This is a genomic window from Paenarthrobacter sp. NPDC092416, from assembly GCF_044755025.1.
In the GTDB taxonomy this organism is placed as follows: Bacteria; Actinomycetota; Actinomycetes; order Actinomycetales; family Micrococcaceae; genus Arthrobacter.
In genome coordinates this window covers 41187-59049 of sequence record NZ_JBIVQG010000004.1, presented here as the reverse complement: position 1 = coordinate 59049, position 17863 = coordinate 41187, and the positions used below count along the sequence as shown (strand labels likewise).

The window sequence follows — 17863 nt, the reverse complement described above, 5'->3', positions numbered from 1 at the left end:
TACCTGATACGCTGGGTATCGTGAACAGCCCAGCCGCAGAATCCCCCAGCCCCAGCGCCGCCTCCGCGTCGGACGCTTCCGCGCTTGCCGCCGTCGAAGATTCACCGGTCGCTGTAGACGGCAGAGCCGCCCGCTGGCAGTCGCATCGCGAGGAGCGGCGCAGGGAACTCATCAAAGCGGCCCGAAGGGCTGTCCACCTCTTGGGCAGCGACGCGTCCATGGAGGACATTGCCGGCGCCGCGGGCACCTCCAAGTCGGTCTACTACAGGTACTTTGGCGACAAAGCCGGCCTCCAACAGGCCATGGGAGAGGTCATCCTGGGCCAAATGCAACGCCGCATGAAGGAAGCCGCCCAGCTGGCACAAACGCCCCGCGAGGGCCTTTACGCCATGGTTTCCGCCTATTTGCAGATGGCAGAGTCCAGCCCCAACGTCTACGCGTTCATCACGCGGCTCTCCCCCGGCGAGGCCTCGGCACAAGACGCGATCGCTGCATCCGGCGCATTGGGCAACTTCTTTGAACAAATCACCGACATGATCGCCACCCCCATGCAGGAGCACCTCGGCGCCGACAAGGAAGCCGTGATCGACTACTGGCCCACCGCGGCCATCGGGCTCGTCCGGAACGCCGGCGAAATGTGGCTCGGCAGCCCAGCGTCACCGGCGAAACCGGATCAGGCAGCCATGGCAGGGCAAATCACCGACTGGCTGTGCCTCGGCATTGCTCCTGCACTCAAGACCACCAGCCAACACCAGCTATGACTCATCAGTTGTCGGAACCAAAGAAGGAAGCAACATGACTGAAGTAGTGGACCGCGCCTCATCAGGACGCACCGACGCCGCGAACGCCGGCACAGCAACCCCGGTTGCCGGCGCGACGGAACCGGCAGTGGACGTCGCTGCCCTCGGCGAGCAGCTCCTCGGCAAATGGGCGCACATCCGCCACCAAGCCCGCGACGTCGCCGGCCGCCCGGAAGTGCAGAAGATTGAAGGGCTCACCCACACCGAGCACCGGGCGCGGGTGTTTGAGCAGTTGAAGTTCCTCGTGGACAACAACGCCGTCCACCGCGCCTTCCCCACCCGGCTCGGCGGCTCCGACGATCACGGCGGCAACATCGCCGGCTTCGAGGAACTCGTCACCGCCGACCCGTCCCTGCAGATCAAGGCTGGGGTCCAGTGGGGGCTTTTCGGCTCCGCGGTGATGCACCTCGGCACCAAAGAGCACCACGACAATTGGCTCCCGGGCATCATGAGCCTGGACATTCCCGGCTGCTTCGCCATGACCGAAACAGGTCACGGCTCAGACGTCGCCAGCATCGCCACCACGGCCAGTTATGACGAAGGAACCCAGGAGTTCGTCATCAACACGCCCTTCCGCGCTGCATGGAAGGACTACATCGGCAACGCTGCCAACGACGGCCTCGCCGCGGTGGTGTTCGCCCAATTGATCACCAGGAACATCAACCATGGTGTCCACGCCTTCTACGTTGAACTCCGGGACCCGGACACCAAGGAATTCCTGCCAGGCATCGGCGGCGAGGACGACGGCATCAAGGGTGGGCTCAACGGCATCGACAACGGGCGCCTGCACTTCACCAATGTCCGCATCCCGCGCACCAATCTGCTGAACCGCTACGGAAATGTCGCGGCGGACGGGACATACTCTTCCACGATCGAAAGCCCCGGCCGCCGGTTCTTCACCATGCTGGGCACCTTGGTCCAGGGCCGTGTTTCGCTGGACGGCGCTGCTGTGGCCGCCACCAAGGTGGCACTCAAGACCGCCATCCAATACGCCACCGAACGCCGCCAGTTCAATGCCTCCTCCCCCACTGACGAAGAGGTCCTCCTTGACTACCAGCGGCACCAGAGGCGCCTCTTCACCAGGCTTGCCACCACCTACGCCGCAAGCTTCGCCCACGAGCAGCTCCTGCAGAAGTTCGACGACGTCTTCTCCGGAGCCCACGACACCGACACGGACCGGCAGGATCTTGAGACACTGGCGGCAGCCCTCAAACCGCTGAGCACGTGGCACGCCCTGGACACGCTCCAGGAATGCCGTGAAGCCTGCGGTGGCGCCGGCTTCCTCATCGAAAACCGTTTCGCCTCACTGCGCGCAGACCTGGACGTCTACGTGACGTTCGAAGGTGACAACACCGTGCTCTTGCAACTGGTCGCGAAGCGGCTGCTGGCTGACTACGCGAAGGAATTCCGCAGTGCCGACTTCGGCGTGCTGGCGCGCTACGTGGTTGACCAGGCCGCTGATGTGGCCCTCAACCGGACCGGCCTTCGCCAAGTGGCACAGTTCGTCGCCGATACCGGATCGGTCCAGAAAGCCGCACTCGCATTGCGCGACGAAGACGGACAGCGGACCCTCCTCACGGACCGTGTGCAGTCCATGGTTGCCGAGGTCGGCGCGGCGTTGAAGGGCGCCAACAAGCTGCCCCAACATCAAGCGGCGGCTCTGTTCAACCAGCACCAACATGAACTGATCGAGGCAGCCCATGCCCACGCCGAACTGCTTCAGTGGGAGGCCTTCACCGAGGCCCTGACCCACGTCTCCGATGACGGCACAAAGCGGGTCCTCACCTGGTTGCGTGACCTTTTCGGCTTGTCGCTGATCGAGAAGCACTTGTCTTGGTACCTCATGAATGGCCGGCTTTCCATGCAGCGTGGTCGCACAGTGGGCACGTACATCAACCGTCTGCTCGTCAAGATCCGACCGCACGCGCTGGACCTGGTTGATGCCTTTGGCTACGGCCCGGAGCACCTGCGCGCTGCCATCGCTTCGGGAGCGGAAGCCGTCCGTCAGGACGAGGCACAGACGCATTTCCGTGAGCTTCGGGCCAGCGGCAACGCACCTGCCGACGAGAAGTCGCTGTTGGCGCTGAAGGCATCCACGTCCCGCTGATCGGAACTGCCATACCGTGAGGCCGGCGCCCGTTAGCACGGGTCCCCGTCCGGGCGGTGAACAGTTGCGGAAGCTTTAACACCACGACGGCGCCGTCCCCACCAAAGGGGGCGGCGCCGTCGTCGTTCTGCTGCTTGAGTGACGCTCGGGTGCGCTGGTCAGCGAAGGACTGAGCGGTACACCTCAAGGGTGGTTTCGGTGATGGACTCCCACGAGAAATGCTCCTCGGCGCGGCGTCGACCTGCCGCGCCCATCTTCCTGGCGCGAGCGGGGTCTGCTACTACCTCGTTCAAGGCAGCGGCGAAGTCGCTCACGAACTTCTCTGGATCCAAAGGGGTCCCGGTGCCGTCTGTAACCTGCTCCAACTCCACCAGCAAGCCGGTCTCGCCGTGCTGGACAACCTCGGGGATACCACCAGTGGCGCTGGCCACCACGGCTGCGCCGCACGCCATGGCCTCCAGGTTGACGATGCCCAGGGGTTCGTAGATGGACGGGCAGGCGAATGCCGTGGCGTGGCTGAGGACCTGGATGAGTTCCTTGCGCGGGAGCATCCGCTCGATCAGGATGACACCCTGGCGCTTGTTCTGGAGTTCCTCGATCAGGCGGGCGGTTTCTGCTGCCAGCTCGGGTGTGTCCGCAGCTCCCAAGCACAGCACCAGCTGCACGTCCGCCGGCAGGCTGGACGCGGCACGGAGCAGGTACGGAACGCCCTTCTGCCGCGTGTTACGGCCCACGAACACAACGCTGGGCTTGGCGGGATCGATGCCAAGCGCGCGGATTGCGTCGTCTTCCTCGTCGCGTTCCCAGAGGGAAACGTCAATGCCGTTGTGCACTACACGGACCTTGTCCGGGTCTACGTCCGGGTAGCTGCGCAGGATGTCCTGACGCATGCCGTCCGACACAGCGATGATCGCCGCTGCGGCTTCATACGCGGTCTTCTCCACCCACGACGACAAGGCGTAACCGCCGCCGAGCTGTTCGGCCTTCCACGGGCGCAGGGGTTCGAGGCTGTGGGCGCTGAGCACATGCGGGATGCCGTGTAACAGCGAGGCAAGGTGGCCCGCCATGTTCGCGTACCAGGTGTGCGAGTGGACAAGATCTGCCCCCGCGATGTCCGGAACGATCCGAAGATCGACGCCGAGTGTCTGGATGGCCGCGTTGGCATCGGCGAGATCTTCGGGAGAAGCATAGGACGCCACGGTTGCCCCGTGGTAGTCGGCATCACGCGGCGCGCCGAACGCCCGAACATGAAGGTCAACGTGCTGGGCCAGCACGCGGCTGAGCTCGGCAACGTGGACACCGGCACCGCCATAAATTTCCGGAGGGAATTCTTTAGTCACAATGTCTATTCGCACGCTACCCAACGTAGTCGTTCCGGCGTATGTGTTCTAGTGTGAAAGAGTCCGGAAAATCGGACTTTTGGGGGCTACGAAGACGTACGGGGAGCGACGACCATGGCGTTGAAGAAAGTTTTGGCAATCGTATTGGCTGGCGGCGAAGGCAACCGCCTCATGCCACTGACGGCAGACCGGGCCAAGCCCGCTGTGCCGTTTGCCGGAGGATACAGGCTAATTGACTTTGCACTATCGAATCTTGTCAATTCCGGGTATTTAAGAATCGTCGTTTTGACGCAGTACAAATCACACAGCCTTGACCGCCACATCTCTGAGACGTGGCGCATGTCCACGCAGTTGGGCCGGTATGTAGCTTCGGTTCCCGCGCAGCAGCGCGTGGGCAAGAGCTGGTTCCTTGGCAGTGCCAACGCCATCTATCAGTCCTTGAACCTGATCCACGACGACGCTCCGGACATCGTGGTTGTGGTGGGCGCGGACCACGTGTACCGCATGGACTTCTCGCAAATGGTGGAGCAGCACATCGCCAGCGGCGCCAAGGCCACTGTGGCGGCCGTCCGCCAGCCGCTGAACATGGCGAACCAGTTTGGTGTGATCGAAGTCGACCAGAACGATCCCCAGAAGATTGCAGCGTTCGTCGAAAAGCCGGCGAGCACTCCCGGGCTCGCCGCGGATCCCACCCAGTTCCTGGCCTCCATGGGTAACTACGTCTTCGACGCCGACGCCCTGGTTGAGGCATTGCATGTCGACGCCGAGCGCCTGGACACCAAGCACGACATGGGTGGCGACATCATTCCTTACTTCGTGGACAAGGGTGAAGCGGGAGTCTACGACTTCACGCTCAACGACATCCCCGGCGCCACCGAACGCGACCGCACCTACTGGCGGGACGTAGGCACCATCGACTCGTTCTACGACGCGCACGTTGACCTCATCTCCCCCGTGCCTGTCTTCAATCTCTACAACTCCGAGTGGCCCATCTACACCCGCCAGAGCATTTCCCCGCCGGCAAAGTTCGTCCGTGGAGAAAACAGCACGGTGGGTACTGCGCTGGATTCGATCGTGGCGAGTGGCGTGGTCATCTCAGGCGGCATCGTGGAAGGCTCAGTGTTGTCCAACGACGTTTTCGTTGCAGCCGGAAGCCGTGTTCAGGATTCGGTCCTGATGGATAAGGTCCGGGTGGGTGAAGGCGCCGTGATCAAGCGCGCAATCCTGGACAAGAACGTCAAGGTTCCTGCAGGCGCCGCGATTGGACTGGACCCGGCCCTGGACAAGGCCCGCGGATACAAAGTCACCGAATCGGGCATCACCGTCCTTGCAAAGGGACAGCTGGTTCCTGAGCCCGGCGAGGCCGAACTGGCATTGTCCGCTGAGTACCGACGCAGCCTGCCGGAAGCCCTCAAAGCAGCGACGCAGGATGACCCGGAGATCCGGGACTCCGCTGAAAAGGTTGCCGCCGGACTTCAGGCCCGTGCCGTGGACGCCGCCACCCAAGGCGCCTCCCGCTGATTGATGGTTGACCAGCCGTGACGCTGGCAGAACCCGAGGCAGGCCGCGGGCTCCCAAGGCTGTAAAATCAGGTCAATGAGCTCCACCGATCTGACGCCTGAAGAGATCCAGGCCTGCCTCAAGGTTCTGACCACGATCCACGTCTACGACGAGGAGCACCCGGACTACATTGCAGTCCGTCGTGCCACCGGCAAGATGTTCAAGGCCGTCAAGCGCCACCGTCGAGTCACCAAGCGCGACCTTATTGCTGAAGCCGACCGGGCTGTTATTGCCCAGACGGCCACGGCGGCCCCGGACCGGATTGATGACGAAACGCGTGGCAACAAGTTGGCACCGTCAGCCACCGGCGAGATCGCCGGCCACTTGATCCGCTCCCGCCCGTGCTACATCTGCAAGACGCACTACACCCAGGTGGACGCGTTCTACCACCAGCTTTGCCCTGAATGCGCTGCATTCAGCCACAGCAAACGTGACGCCCGCACCGACCTCACAGGCCGCAGGGCCCTGTTGACCGGTGGGCGCGCGAAGATCGGCATGTACATCGCCTTGCGACTGCTCCGGGACGGCGCCCACACCACCATTACCACGCGCTTCCCGAAGGATGCTGCCCGACGTTTCGCGGCCATGGAAGACAGCGCCGAGTGGCTGCACCGCTTGCGGATTGTGGGGATCGACCTCCGCGACCCGTCACAGGTTATGGCCCTGACAGATTCCCTGAACGAGGCCGGCCCCCTTGACATCATCATCAACAATGCTGCGCAGACCGTACGGCGCTCAGGCAACGCTTACAAGCCGTTGGTTGACGCCGAGGACGAACCGCTGCCCGCTGAACTTGAAGCGGCCAATGGCGGCCCGGAACTTGTAACCTTCGGCCATGCCCACGACAAACATCCTTTGGCTCTGGCAAGCAGTGTCACCGAACATCCGGTCCTGGCAGGCGACGCCATTACTTCGCTGGCGCTCTCCACCGGTTCTGCCTCTTTGGCGCGCATTGAATCCGGGACAGCAATAGACGCCGGCGGATTGGTTCCAGACCTCGCCACGATCAACAGTTGGACACAGGTGGTGGACGAGGTGGATCCACTCGAAATGCTCGAGGTTCAGCTCTGCAACGTCACGGCTCCGTTCCTGTTGGTCAGCAGGCTCAGGGGTGCCATGAAGCGGTCAACGGCCCGGCGCAAGTACATCGTGAACGTCTCGGCCATGGAAGGCCAATTCTCGCGTGCCTACAAGGGCCCGGGCCACCCACACACCAACATGGCCAAGGCCGCGTTGAACATGATGACGCGTACCAGCGCGCAGGAAATGTTGGACGCTGATGGCATCCTCATGACGGCTGTGGATACAGGCTGGATCACCGATGAACGTCCTCATTACACCAAAGTCCGGCTCATGGAGGAAGGCTTCCACGCGCCCTTGGACCTGGTAGACGGCGCAGCCCGTGTCTACGATCCCATCGTCATGGGCGAAAACGGCGAAGATCAATATGGCGTCTTCCTTAAGGACTACAAGCCGTCTCCCTGGTAAAGATTCGGCCTGGTAGAGATTCGACGCCGTAAGCACAGTTGAGGCCCCCAAGTCTTCTTGGGGGCCTCAACTGCATTCACACGCCCTTAGGCCAGGCGGGTGATCTCCACGGTCACTGTGAGGCCGGAGCCACCCCCGCCGGACAAGATGCCTTTCAAGGGCGGAACGTCCCGGTAATCCCTGCCCCTGGCCACGGTGACGTGATAGTCGCCGGCCGGCTTGTGGTTGGTTGGATCCCAGCTGCGCCATTCACCGTCCCACCACTCCAACCACGCGTGCGATTGCCCGGCCACGGTTTCACCGATGTCAGCAGATGAGCGGGGGTGGATGTACCCGGAAACGTAGCGTGCCGGGATGCCTCTGCTCCGCAGGGCGCCGATCGCGAGGTGGGCAAGGTCCTGGCACACACCCTGGCGCTGCGACCATGCCTGTTCTGCATTCGTGGTGACGCCGGTGGTGCCCTTCATGTAGGTCATCTCCCCCGCCATCCAGGCGAAAACCGCCATCGCAGCTTCGTGCGGGTTCTTCCCCTCAACTACACCGGGAATGATTCCGAGCACTTCATCGCCGGGTCCGCTGAGGCGGGACTGCGGGAGCCAGTCGCTGAATTCATCCAGCACCTTTTCCGAAGCCAGGACGTCCCACCCAACGATGTCCTCTGCAGTGGCCACACGCTCGGTACGGTGTACCTCAACTGTTGCCGTGGCCAGGACCTCAAGACTCTCATGGGGCATCTGCATGTCGAAGGCCGTGACCCTGGTACCCCAGTAGTCCCGGTAAGTGCTGACGGCAGCCTGCGACGGCGAGACCTTCAGCGAGGACTCAAGGACCACCTGCTGCGAGTCGGTGAGGGGCGTCATCCGGGCCTCGTTGTACGACAACGTCACGCGGCGGTTGTACTTGTAGGCAGTCTTGTGAACAATGCTCAGCCGGGTCATGAAACTTCTCCCACCCAGGCATGCTCGTCCGCCTGATTGAAGTACTTACGGGAAATCGCGTCCGAGGCCTGCGTGACTGCCTTTTGCACACGTTCCATGTGCTCAGGCAGTTCTGCCATCAGGTCATCGGTCCGGTGGAACTCAAGGAAGGTGCGGGCCTGGCCGACGATGCGCCTGGCATCATTGATGAAGCCGACACGCTGGGCCGAAGGGTCCAGTTTCGCCAGGCACTCATCAGCATCACGCAGCGCGTACACGATGGATCGCGGGAACAATCGGTCAAGGAGCAGGAACTCCGCTGCGTGCTGGTCGCCAAACGCGGCACGACGTGTCCGGATGAAGGACTCGTAGGCTCCGGCGCAGCGCAACATGTTCACCCACGACATGCCGGCCGACTGGACGTCTCGCGTGGACAACATGCGGGCAGTCATATCCGCCCTCTCAAGGGAGCGGCCGAGGACCATGAACAGCCAGCTCTCATCGTGGCTCACAGTGGTGTCAGCGAGGCCCCGGACCATGGCGGTCCGTTCAAGGACCCAGTTGCAGAACCGGTACGTTCCCACAACGTCCTTGCGGTGCTGGTTAAGCCCGTAATACGTGGTGTTGAGGCTCTCCCACAGGGACTGGGATACGGTCTCCCGGGCACGGCGCGCGTTCTCACGGGCGGCCCCAAGCGATCCGGCGATCGACGATGCACTCTGCTTGTCATAAGCCAAGGCATGCAGCAATTCGGGCAGGCCGAAGTCTTCGCTCTGCGGCCGTGCGCCCATGACGGCGAGGAGTTCCCGCGCAACGCTGCGCTGTTCCTCGAGGGGAAGGTGGTTCAGTCGCTCCAGGTGTACGTCGAGGATCCTGGCGGTCCCGTCGGCACGCTCTACATAGCGTCCGATCCAGAAGAGTGACTCAGCAATACGGCTCAGCATGGAACTGTGCCTCCTTCGCGTGGTGCTTGTCGAAGTTCAATGGGTTGCGGTCCGGCAATTGCTGCCGGGTTCACTGCTGCTGCTCCGTCTGGCGGTCTCGCCAGTTGCTTTCAACCGGCCATACCGAGACCTGCTCGCGGACGGTGACAGATTGGCGCGGGATCAGCTCGGCCGGCATCTGCGGTGAGTCGGCCAGTACCCAGGTGTCCTTGGAACCACCGCCCTGGCTGGAGTTCACAATCAGCGAACCTTCCTTCAGCGCCACCCGGGTCAGGCCGCCCGGCAGGACCCAGACGTCGTCGCCGTCGTTGACAGCGAAGGGACGCAGGTCCACGTGCCGGGGACCGAACTTGTCGCCGGAGAGCGTAGGTACCGTGGAGAGCTGCAGGACCGGCTGGGCAATCCAACCGCGGGGATCGGCAATCACGCGCTTACGGAGGGCCTCGAGTTCGTCCTTGGAAGCGTCCGGCCCAATGACCAGGCCCTTGCCGCCGGAGCCGTCCACGGGCTTCACCACCAGTTCATCCAATCGATCCAGGACGTGCTCCCGGGCTTCCTTTTCCTCAAGCCGGAAAGTGTCGACGTTGGCAATGATGGGCTCTTCGTGAAGGTAGTACCGGATCAGGTCAGGCACGTAACTGTACACGAGCTTGTCATCGGCGACGCCGTTGCCCACGGCGTTGGCGATAGTCACACCGCCGGCGCGGGCAGCGTTGACCAGGCCGGGACAGCCGAGCATGGAATCCGAGCGGAACTGCAAAGGATCGAGGAAGTCGTCATCGATGCGCTTGTAGATCACATCCACGCGCTGCTCACCGGCCGTGGTCCGCATGTACACCCGGTTGCCACGGCAAATCAGGTCGCGGCCTTCCACGAGCTCCACACCCATGAGACCAGCCAAAAGGGTGTGCTCGAAATAGGCGCTGTTGAACACCCCGGGCGTCAGGACGACCACGGTGGGATCGTCCACCCCCGACGGCGCGGTCTTGCGCAAGGCGGACAAGAGCCTGCGCGGATATTCCTCCACCGGCCGGATGTGCTGCTGCCCGAAGGCCTCCGGCAGTCCCTTGGCCATGGCCCGGCGGTTTTCCAGGACGTAGCTGACGCCGGAAGGAACACGCACGTTATCCTCCAACACCCGGAAAGTGCCCGCGGCATCACGCACAACGTCAATGCCCGAGACGTGCACGCGCACCCCGCCCGAGGGCTCAAAACCGTGCACGGCACGGTGGAAATGCGCGCTCGTGGTGATCAATTGACGCGGAATAACCCCGTCCGACACCACGGCCATCCGGCCATAGACATCATTCAGGAACGCCTCCAAAGCCTTGACCCGCTGCGCGACACCGCGCTCCATCACATCCCACTCATCGGCCGGAATGACGCGCGGAACGATATCCAACGGGAACGGACGCTCCTCCCCCGCATAATCGAACGTCACACCCCGATCAAGGAACGTACGCGCCATGGAGTCCGCGCGGGCCGTGACATCGGCCAACGAAAGCTCGCGCAAAGCACCGGCAACCTGACCGTAGGATTTTCGGGCAGCTTGGCCTGGGGTGAACATCTCGTCGTAGGCACCGCTGCGTGCGGCTGCCTCGGAGTAATCCTGGAATAGGTCAGACATGGGAATTAGACAATCACCTTTTTGAGTCGAGCGCATTACGCACTGATTGTGTCGCGGTTTCCGGACGCTGTCCGGTTCGCCTTTCCACACCCTGATCCGGCAGGGTGGAGGCATGCCCTTCAACAGACCTGTGCCCCAACTGTCCCGGCTGGGGCCCGGACTGGTGCTGGCCATTGCCGCGTCGGGGCTTGCCTTTGCCATCCACGCCGTTATTCCGGCTATCCCGGCCATGACGGTTGCTGTGGCGCTAGGCCTGCTCTCAGCAAATATACCGGGCACCGCCGTGTGGACTGCGGGACGCGCCCGTGCGGGCCTCGACTTCGCCGGTAAGCACCTCATGCGCGGCGGCATTGTCCTCTTGGGACTCAAAGTCAGCATCATGGATGTCCTGGGACTCGGTTGGCTGTCACTGGTCCTGATCGCCGGAGTGGTGCTGCTCAGCTTCGCCGGAACGTACGGCTTCGCCCGGCTGCTGCGGTTGCCAGGCGAAGCTGCGTTGCTGATAGCTACGGGTTTTTCCATCTGCGGGGCTTCGGCGATCGGCGCCATGGCCGCGGTTCGCCGCATCAAGCATCAGGACACTGTGCTGCCCGTGGCGCTGGTGACCCTGTGCGGAACGTTGGCCATCGGCATCCTCCCCCTGCTCATGCACCCATTGGGCCTGAACCCCGAGCAATTCGGCGCATGGACCGGCGCTTCCGTGCATGACGTAGGTCAAGTGGTGGCCACGGCGCAAACCGCGGGGCCCGCGGCACTGGCTGTCGCCGTCGTCGTGAAACTAACCCGCGTTGTGCTGCTGGCGCCCATAGCGGCAGCAGCCGGGTTGCAGCAGCGCTTCAGCCACCTCAGGCAGCGCTCCAACGGCACGTCGGGCAACGACGACGTTGACGGCAAGTTTCCGCCGATCGTCCCGTTGTTCGTGCTCGGCTTCATCGCCATGGTGGGGGTCCGCTCCTTGGGCTGGGCGCCGCCCGTCGCCCTGGAGGTGGCGGCGGGCGTACAGGACGTGCTCCTGGCGACGGCGCTCTTTGGGTTGGGGTCCGCAGTGCGGATCCGCACCCTGATCCACACCGGCGGCCGCGCAGCCCTGGTGGCCCTCGCGTCGTGGTTCCTGATCGCCACCCTCGGACTGGGTGCCACGTGGATCATGATTAGATAGCTGTGTGTCGAATCACAATCTGTCGCGCGATGAAGCCGCTACCCGTTCAGCCCTGATCACCACCCATAGCTACGACGTCACCGTGGATGTCCGGAACGCGGCGGATCCCGCAGTTGCCGGCTATCCGAGTACCAGTGCCATCACCTTCTCGGCCGAACCCGGCGCCGCAACCTTCCTGGATTTCATCAGCGGTGCCGTGCACAGCGTTGTGCTCAACGGGCAGTCCTTGGACGTTGGGAAAGTGGTGGATCGCGACAGGATTGTCCTGGAAGGCCTGGCCCCTGAAAACGTCGTGACAGTGACTGGAACCGCGCTCTACAGCCGGTCCGGTGAGGGCATGCACCGGTTCGTGGATCCTGCCGACGGGCAGTGCTACCTGTATACGCAGTACGAACCGGCCGATAGCCGGCGGGTGTTCGCCAACTTTGAACAGCCGGACCTCAAAGCTGAATTTACGTTTCATGTCATTGCTCCCGTTGGTTGGGAGGTCGCCTCCAATGGCGTCGAGTCAGCCCGCACTCCCCTGGCCGATGACCCTCGTGCCGCGAAATGGGATTTCGCCACCACCAAGCGGATGTCCACGTACATCACCACCGTCCTGGCCGGCCCCTACTTCAAGGCCACGGATCATTGGGGAGTAACGCTCGACGACGACACCCGCCTTGAGGTGCCGCTGGCACTTTACTGCCGGGCCTCTTTGGCGGAATCATTCGACCCCGATGAACTGTTCCGGTTGACCAAGAGCGGCTTGGCATTCTTCAACGACCTTTTCGATTACCCCTACCCGTGGGGCAAATATGATCAAGCGTTTGTACCCGAATACAACCTCGGCGCCATGGAGAACCCGGGTCTGGTGACGTTCACCGAAAAGTACGTGTACGCCTCGCGGGCCACGGATGCCCAGTACCAGGCCCGGGCGAACACCCTCATGCACGAGATGGCGCACATGTGGTTCGGTGACCTCGTCACCATGAACTGGTGGGATGACCTATGGCTCAAAGAGTCTTTCGCGGACTACATGGGCACCCTGGGCGTGGACCGGGCCACCGACTGGGACACCGCGTGGGTGAACTTTGCCAACAAGCGCAAAGCCTGGGCGTACCTCCAGGACCAATTGCCCACAACGCATCCAATTGTCGCTGACATCCCGGATCTTGAGGCAGCCAAGCAGAACTTTGATGGCATCACGTACGCCAAGGGCGCCTCGGTGCTGAAGCAACTGGTGGCCTACGTGGGCTTCGACGCTTTCATCGCAGGTTCGCGGCAATACTTCCGCGACCACGAATTCGGCAACACCTCCCTGGGCGACCTTCTTGGGGCCTTGAGTGCGGCGTCCGGCCGGGATCTTTCCGCGTGGGCCGGACAATGGCTGCAGACCTCCGGGATCTCCACCATTTCGGCCGATATCGTCGAGGACGGCCATAAGCTCGGGGCCGTCACGCTCCTGCAGGACGCCGTTGACCCCATCACGGGCAAACAGGAACTCCGCCCACACCGGTTACGCCTGGGCCTCTACGACGCCGATTCGGCCGGCAACCTGGTCCGGACCGAAAGCATCGAGGTGGACGTCGCCGGACCCAGCACGCTGGTCACTGAGCTGGACGGGAAGCCGCGTCCGGCATTGCTTCTCATTAACGATGACGACCTCAGCTACGCCAAGGTCCGGCTCGATCCGACGTCGGAAGATACAGTCCGGACCTCCCTGGCCAAGATCCAGGACCCCATGGCCAGGGCACTGTGCTGGACTGCGCTCTGGGATTCTGCCCGCGACGGTGTCACCCCAGCGGCACGGTACGTGACCGCCGTCGAGCAGTTCGCCCCGACGGAGACCGGCATTGGCGTGCTCCTGAACGTCCTGGGCAACGCGGCCAGCGCAATCGAACGCTTTGTGCCCGCCGGCGCACGGGACGCAGTCCGTAAAGACTTCCTCGCGGTCGCAGCGGCGCAGCTGCAGGCGGCCGCGGCCGGTTCTGACCAGCAGCTGGCCTGGGCAAGGACACTGGCCGACGTGTCAAGGCACGGTGACAGCCAGCTACCGCTGCTGCGTGGCCTGCTGGACGGCAGCAGGGTGGTGGAGGGTCTTGCGGTGGACGCAGACCTCCGCTGGAGCCTGTGGCAAGCACTGGCCGCCCACGGGCAGGCGACGCAGGGCGAACTCGACGCAGAGCTTGCCAATGACCGGACCGCATCCGGCAGGGAAGGCCACGCCACGGCTTCCGCCGCACGCCCCGACGCCGCCGTCAAGGCCGCAGCTTGGGATGCCGCAGTCATGGGCACAGGGCTTTCCAACGAAATCCTCACCGCCACGATCAGCGGCTTCACCACGGCGCCGTTGGTCCTCCTGCAGCCCTACACGGATTCCTATTTCGAATGCCTGGAGCGTGTCTGGGCCGAGCGCAGCATCGAAATTGCCGCCAGGATCGTCCGCGGGCTCTACCCTGCTGCGCAGGACCTGGGCGATGGTCTGAAGCCCACCGATCATCCGGTGTTGGTGCAGACCGACGAATGGCTGCGGGCGCACACCGAGGCGCCCCGCGGACTACGCCGCATTGTGATCGAGCAACGCAGCCATCTGTTCCGTGCCCTCACGGCCCAGGCCGCACGAAGCTGATTCGCGGTCGGGGAAGTGGCGCTCAGGGAACCCTGTACAGCCATTCCTCCGTGCCGAACTTTGTCTCCACCCGGCTCCTGGCCTCCGCCAGTTCCTCGGCGGATAGCCGGGATTCCTGGGCGCCGTACCGCTCCGCGAAGACTTCCTGCATGGCCTGGATGATCGCGGAGCGGGCCAACCCGGTCTGGCGGCGCAACGGGTCTACCCGCTTCTTGGCACTGCGGGTGCCCTTGTCGGAGAGCTTCTCCTTGCCGATCCGCAAGACGTCCACCATTTTGTCGGCGTCGATGTCATAGCTCATGGTGACGTGATGCAGCATGCCCCCGTTCGCGAGCCGCTTCTGCGCAGCGCCGCCGATCTTGCCTTGATCGGTTGCGATGTCGTTGAGGGGAACATAGAAAGCAGTGATGCCGAGTTTTTCCAGCGCAGCCATGACCCAGGCGTCCAGGAAGGCGTAGGAGTCGGCGAAGCTGATGCCATCTACAAGAGTTTGCGGGATGTAGAGGGAATACGTGATGCAGTTGCCGGCTTCCATGAACATGGCCCCGCCTCCGCTGATACGGCGCACCACGGTGACGCCATGCCGGGCAACGCCCTCCGGGTCAACCTCGTTGCGGACCGACTGGAAGCTGCCGATCACTACCGATGGTTCCTCCCAGTCCCAGAACCTCAGCGTGGGGTTGCGTCGCCCCGCGCCCACTTCCTCGGTGAGGACCTCGTCAAGGGCGACGTTCACCTGCGTTGGCAGGACGCTCGGCGGGATCAACTCCCACGGGTGGTCCGCCCATCCTGTCGCCTTGGAGAGTGCCCTGCGAACGGTGACAGCTACCGCCTCCGCCGAGAACCCGAACAGTGTGGCCCCCTCGGGCAGGCCTGCGGCAACGGCAGCGGCAATGTCTGCAGCTGACAGGTCCGCGGAGAGGTCTGTCAGGGCTGCATTGATGTCCACCAGGGCTTCATCGGGTTCGAGGAAGAAGTCTCCGCTCAATGACACGTTGGCGAACCGGCCATCCTTGACCTCCAGGTCGACCACCACCAGTTTGCCGCCGGGAACCTTGAATTCGCCGTGTAGGCGGCTGCCGCCGTCGTTGGTTGGTATTTCCGGAGCCGGGTGGGAAGTCATGGCTTCCATCTTGCCGGAAAACGCAAAAGCCCGCATTGCCGGAAATTCCAGCAATGCGGGCTTTCGAAAGCCTTGGGGTGAAGTGAATTACTTCTTGCCGCCGAAGCCCTTGAAGCGAGCGTTGAAGCGCTCGACGCGGCCAGCGGAGTCCATGATGCGCTGCTTGCCCGTGTAGAACGGGTGGGACTCCGAAGAGATTTCGACGTCGATAACCGGGTAGGTGTTTCCGTCTTCCCATTCGATGGTCTTCGAGGAAGACACAGTCGACTTGGTCAGGAACTTCGTGCCGGAAGCCAGGTCGTTGAATACAACAGCTTCGTACTTCGGGTGGATATCAGACTTCATAATGGGACCTTTTGTTCGCGCAACTGGATTTTGCCAGCTGCCAGGTATGAATGGAGGTGGTCCGTTGCTGCAGTGTAGAAATTTCAGCTGCCGGGCCAACAACCAATCATAGCGGAAACGGGTAGGCCAGACGAACCAAGCTCAGCCGTGCGGGCGAAGCTCCCAGCACGCCACCGCCGAGGCGGCCGCGACGTTGAGCGAATCGACGCCGCCACGCATGGGTATCTTGACGGCGAGGTCGACGGCGGCAAGCGTCTCAGGCGCAGACCGGGCGATTACCTGTCGGGCGGCCGCCCGAGCGTACCTGCGCACCGGGGGATTCCCCTGCGCAGCCGGCCGGGTTACTGTGAGTGCGTGCGCGGGCGCATCGAAGCCGACTATCTGGTGGTCGGCGCTGGGACAGCGGGGATGGTCTTCACCGACCGGATCCTCGCGCATTCGGATGCCACGGTCGCGATCGTCGATCGTCGGCACGCACCCGGGGGACACTGGCAGGACGCATATCCGTTCGTTCGGCTGCACCAGCCCGCCAACCTCTACGGCGTCGAATCCGTGCCATTCGGAGCCTACAGGCGCGACGTCAGCGGCACGAATGCAGGCATGTACGAGCTGGCCGGCCCGAGCGAGATCTGCGCGCACTTCGAAGAAGCGATGACGCGGGTCTTCCTGCCGACCGGTCGTGTAGTTTACCTGCCCGAGTGCGATTTCGTTGACGAGGGTCGGATCGTCTCCCGCCTGGACGGGCGCACCGTGCCCGTCACAGTGCGCCGCCGCGTGGTGGATGCCAGGTATCTCGAGGGCCGCATCCCCGCCACCTCCGCCCCGCCGTTCTCCGTGGCCGAGGGAGTCCGTTGCATCCCCACCGGTGGGCTCGCCCGACTCGCCCACCCGGCCGGACACATCACCGTGATCGGCGCGGGAAAAACCGCCCTCGACACGTGTGTGTGGCTTCTCGAACGGGGTGTGGATCCCGCCGACCTCACGTGGATCAAACCGCGCGAGGGCTGGTGGCCGAATCGGCGCTACCTGCAGCCGCACGACCTGGTCGTCGACCAGTACGTCGCGAACACCGCACAGATCGAGGCCATGGCCCAAGCGACGACGGTTGACGATTTCTTCGCACGGCTCGACGAACAGGAAATCCTGCTGCGGGTCGATCCGTCGGTGTCACCCACGATGTTCCACGGCGCGATCGTCGGAGAAGCCGAGATCGCCCTCCTCCGGCAAATCGAGGATGTCGTCCGCCTCGGTCACGTGCGTAGTGTCGAGCGAGACCGCATCATCCTCGACGACGGTGTCATCCCCACGACACGCGACACACTGCACGTCCACTGCGCGGCGTCGGGGCTCGTCCGGCCGCCGCTTCGTCCGATCTTCGAACCTGGCCGCATCACGCTTCAGCCGATGTTCTGGGGCACCGTCTCGTTCCAGTACGCGATGCTTGGCGTCGTCGAAGCAGAACTCCACGACGATGACCAGAAGAACAAGCTGTGCCGCCCGCTGCACCTCTGGGATCGGAATGTCGACTTCCTCAGCGCCTACGCCGCGCTGATGGCGAACGCCCGGTCACGCGGCCAGCATCCGGCCGTGTCCGCCTGGTCTCGCACGAGCCGGCTGTATCCTTTCTCCGAGCTGGAGCGTTACGCCGACGACCCACGCATCCCCGAGGCTCGCGAGCGCAGCCGAGCCCATGCCGCCGGAGCGCTCTCCAACCTCCCCCGCCTCATCGCCTCGGCGTGACCCGGCCATCGTCGGCCGGCGATCGCTGATGGGCGGTGGGACTCGCGCTGCCCTCCCACACCTTCCCCTGGGCAGCAAATGGTGCTCTGACCTGAGGTTTCA

At 63.5% G+C, this 17863-nt stretch carries 13 protein-coding genes and 1 pseudogene; 7 read left to right on the top strand and 7 right to left on the bottom strand.

What is annotated here, in order from left to right:
* The first annotated feature begins 20 nt into the window (after positions 1-20).
* Together ACIQC5_RS09855 and ACIQC5_RS09850 are read left to right on the top strand one after the other, a co-directional pair.
* On the top strand, positions 21-761 hold the full coding sequence (locus ACIQC5_RS09855; RefSeq protein ID WP_400281066.1) for a TetR family transcriptional regulator: 741 nt from the start codon (positions 21-23) through the stop codon (positions 759-761).
* Positions 762-795: 34 nt separating this feature from the next.
* Positions 796-2907, top strand: a complete 2112-nt coding sequence (locus tag ACIQC5_RS09850) for an acyl-CoA dehydrogenase (RefSeq protein ID WP_400281063.1) — start codon at positions 796-798, stop codon at positions 2905-2907.
* Between the two features lie 158 nt (positions 2908-3065).
* Here the strand turns inward: ACIQC5_RS09850 and glgA are convergent, their stop codons facing one another.
* The gene (glgA, locus tag ACIQC5_RS09845; RefSeq protein ID WP_400281060.1) at positions 3066-4262 is read right to left on the bottom strand and encodes a glycogen synthase; all 1197 of its coding nucleotides are present in this window, start codon (positions 4260-4262) and stop codon (positions 3066-3068) included.
* 99 nt (positions 4263-4361) lie between these two features.
* On the opposite strand from glgA, the gene glgC reads away from it, so the two are divergent.
* On the top strand, positions 4362-5768 hold the full coding sequence (gene glgC / locus ACIQC5_RS09840; protein ID WP_400281058.1) for a glucose-1-phosphate adenylyltransferase: 1407 nt from the start codon (positions 4362-4364) through the stop codon (positions 5766-5768).
* Between the two features lie 75 nt (positions 5769-5843).
* The gene (locus tag ACIQC5_RS09835) at positions 5844-7295 is read left to right on the top strand and encodes an SDR family NAD(P)-dependent oxidoreductase (protein ID WP_400281055.1); all 1452 of its coding nucleotides are present in this window, start codon (positions 5844-5846) and stop codon (positions 7293-7295) included.
* Between the two features lie 86 nt (positions 7296-7381).
* Here ACIQC5_RS09835 and ACIQC5_RS09830 read toward each other — a convergent pair whose 3' ends face one another.
* From ACIQC5_RS09830 to ACIQC5_RS09820, 3 genes are all read right to left on the bottom strand, one after another.
* A complete protein-coding gene (locus tag ACIQC5_RS09830; RefSeq protein ID WP_400281052.1) occupies positions 7382-8233 on the bottom strand; it encodes a transglutaminase N-terminal domain-containing protein in 852 nt (283 codons plus the stop codon).
* Positions 8230-9156, bottom strand: coding sequence for an alpha-E domain-containing protein (locus ACIQC5_RS09825; RefSeq protein ID WP_400281050.1), 927 nt, complete (start codon positions 9154-9156; stop codon positions 8230-8232). The genes ACIQC5_RS09830 and ACIQC5_RS09825 overlap by 4 nt, the downstream gene beginning before the upstream one ends.
* A gap of 70 nt (positions 9157-9226) precedes the next feature.
* Complete coding sequence (locus ACIQC5_RS09820; RefSeq protein ID WP_400281048.1) at positions 9227-10783, bottom strand: circularly permuted type 2 ATP-grasp protein; 1557 nt, start codon at positions 10781-10783, stop codon at positions 9227-9229.
* Between the two features lie 112 nt (positions 10784-10895).
* Between ACIQC5_RS09820 and ACIQC5_RS09815 the strand changes: the two genes are divergently transcribed.
* Positions 10896-11942 (top strand): YeiH family protein, encoded by a 1047-nt coding sequence (locus ACIQC5_RS09815; RefSeq protein ID WP_400281045.1) that lies wholly within the window; start codon positions 10896-10898, stop codon positions 11940-11942.
* A 4-nt stretch (positions 11943-11946) separates the two neighbouring features.
* Complete coding sequence (pepN, locus tag ACIQC5_RS09810; RefSeq protein ID WP_400281042.1) at positions 11947-14553, top strand: aminopeptidase N; 2607 nt, start codon at positions 11947-11949, stop codon at positions 14551-14553.
* A 22-nt stretch (positions 14554-14575) separates the two neighbouring features.
* On the opposite strand, the gene ACIQC5_RS09805 is transcribed toward pepN, so the two are convergent.
* The 3 genes and pseudogenes from ACIQC5_RS09805 to ACIQC5_RS09795 form a co-directional block, all read right to left on the bottom strand.
* The gene (locus tag ACIQC5_RS09805; RefSeq protein WP_400281699.1) at positions 14576-15685 is read right to left on the bottom strand and encodes a biotin/lipoate A/B protein ligase family protein; all 1110 of its coding nucleotides are present in this window, start codon (positions 15683-15685) and stop codon (positions 14576-14578) included.
* Positions 15686-15763: 78 nt separating this feature from the next.
* A complete protein-coding gene (locus ACIQC5_RS09800) occupies positions 15764-16021 on the bottom strand; it encodes a type B 50S ribosomal protein L31 (protein ID WP_066275740.1) in 258 nt (85 codons plus the stop codon).
* Between the two features lie 141 nt (positions 16022-16162).
* A pseudogene (locus ACIQC5_RS09795) lies at positions 16163-16294 on the bottom strand (TrmH family RNA methyltransferase); the annotation flags it as partial.
* 81 nt (positions 16295-16375) lie between these two features.
* Here ACIQC5_RS09795 and ACIQC5_RS09790 point away from each other — a divergent pair.
* Positions 16376-17761 (top strand): NAD(P)-binding protein, encoded by a 1386-nt coding sequence (locus ACIQC5_RS09790; protein ID WP_400281037.1) that lies wholly within the window; start codon positions 16376-16378, stop codon positions 17759-17761.
* Positions 17762-17863 lie beyond the last annotated feature (102 nt).

Bases quoted from the DNA above. Each gene is read 5' to 3' on its own strand.
- ACIQC5_RS09850 (WP_400281063.1), top strand. From the start codon at position 796: ATGACTGAAGTAGTGGACCGCGCCTCATCAGGACGCACCGACGCCGCG.
- glgC (WP_400281058.1), top strand. From the start codon at position 4,362: ATGGCGTTGAAGAAAGTTTTGGCAATCGTATTGGCTGGCGGCGAAGGC.
- ACIQC5_RS09835 (WP_400281055.1), top strand. From the start codon at position 5,844: ATGAGCTCCACCGATCTGACGCCTGAAGAGATCCAGGCCTGCCTCAAG.
- ACIQC5_RS09830 (WP_400281052.1), bottom strand. From the start codon at position 8,233: ATGACCCGGCTGAGCATTGTTCACAAGACTGCCTACAAGTACAACCGC.
- ACIQC5_RS09825 (WP_400281050.1), bottom strand. From the start codon at position 9,156: ATGCTGAGCCGTATTGCTGAGTCACTCTTCTGGATCGGACGCTATGTA.
- ACIQC5_RS09820 (WP_400281048.1), bottom strand. From the start codon at position 10,783: ATGTCTGACCTATTCCAGGATTACTCCGAGGCAGCCGCACGCAGCGGT.
- ACIQC5_RS09815 (WP_400281045.1), top strand. From the start codon at position 10,896: ATGCCCTTCAACAGACCTGTGCCCCAACTGTCCCGGCTGGGGCCCGGA.
- ACIQC5_RS09805 (WP_400281699.1), bottom strand. From the start codon at position 15,685: ATGGAAGCCATGACTTCCCACCCGGCTCCGGAAATACCAACCAACGAC.
- ACIQC5_RS09800 (WP_066275740.1), bottom strand. From the start codon at position 16,021: ATGAAGTCTGATATCCACCCGAAGTACGAAGCTGTTGTATTCAACGAC.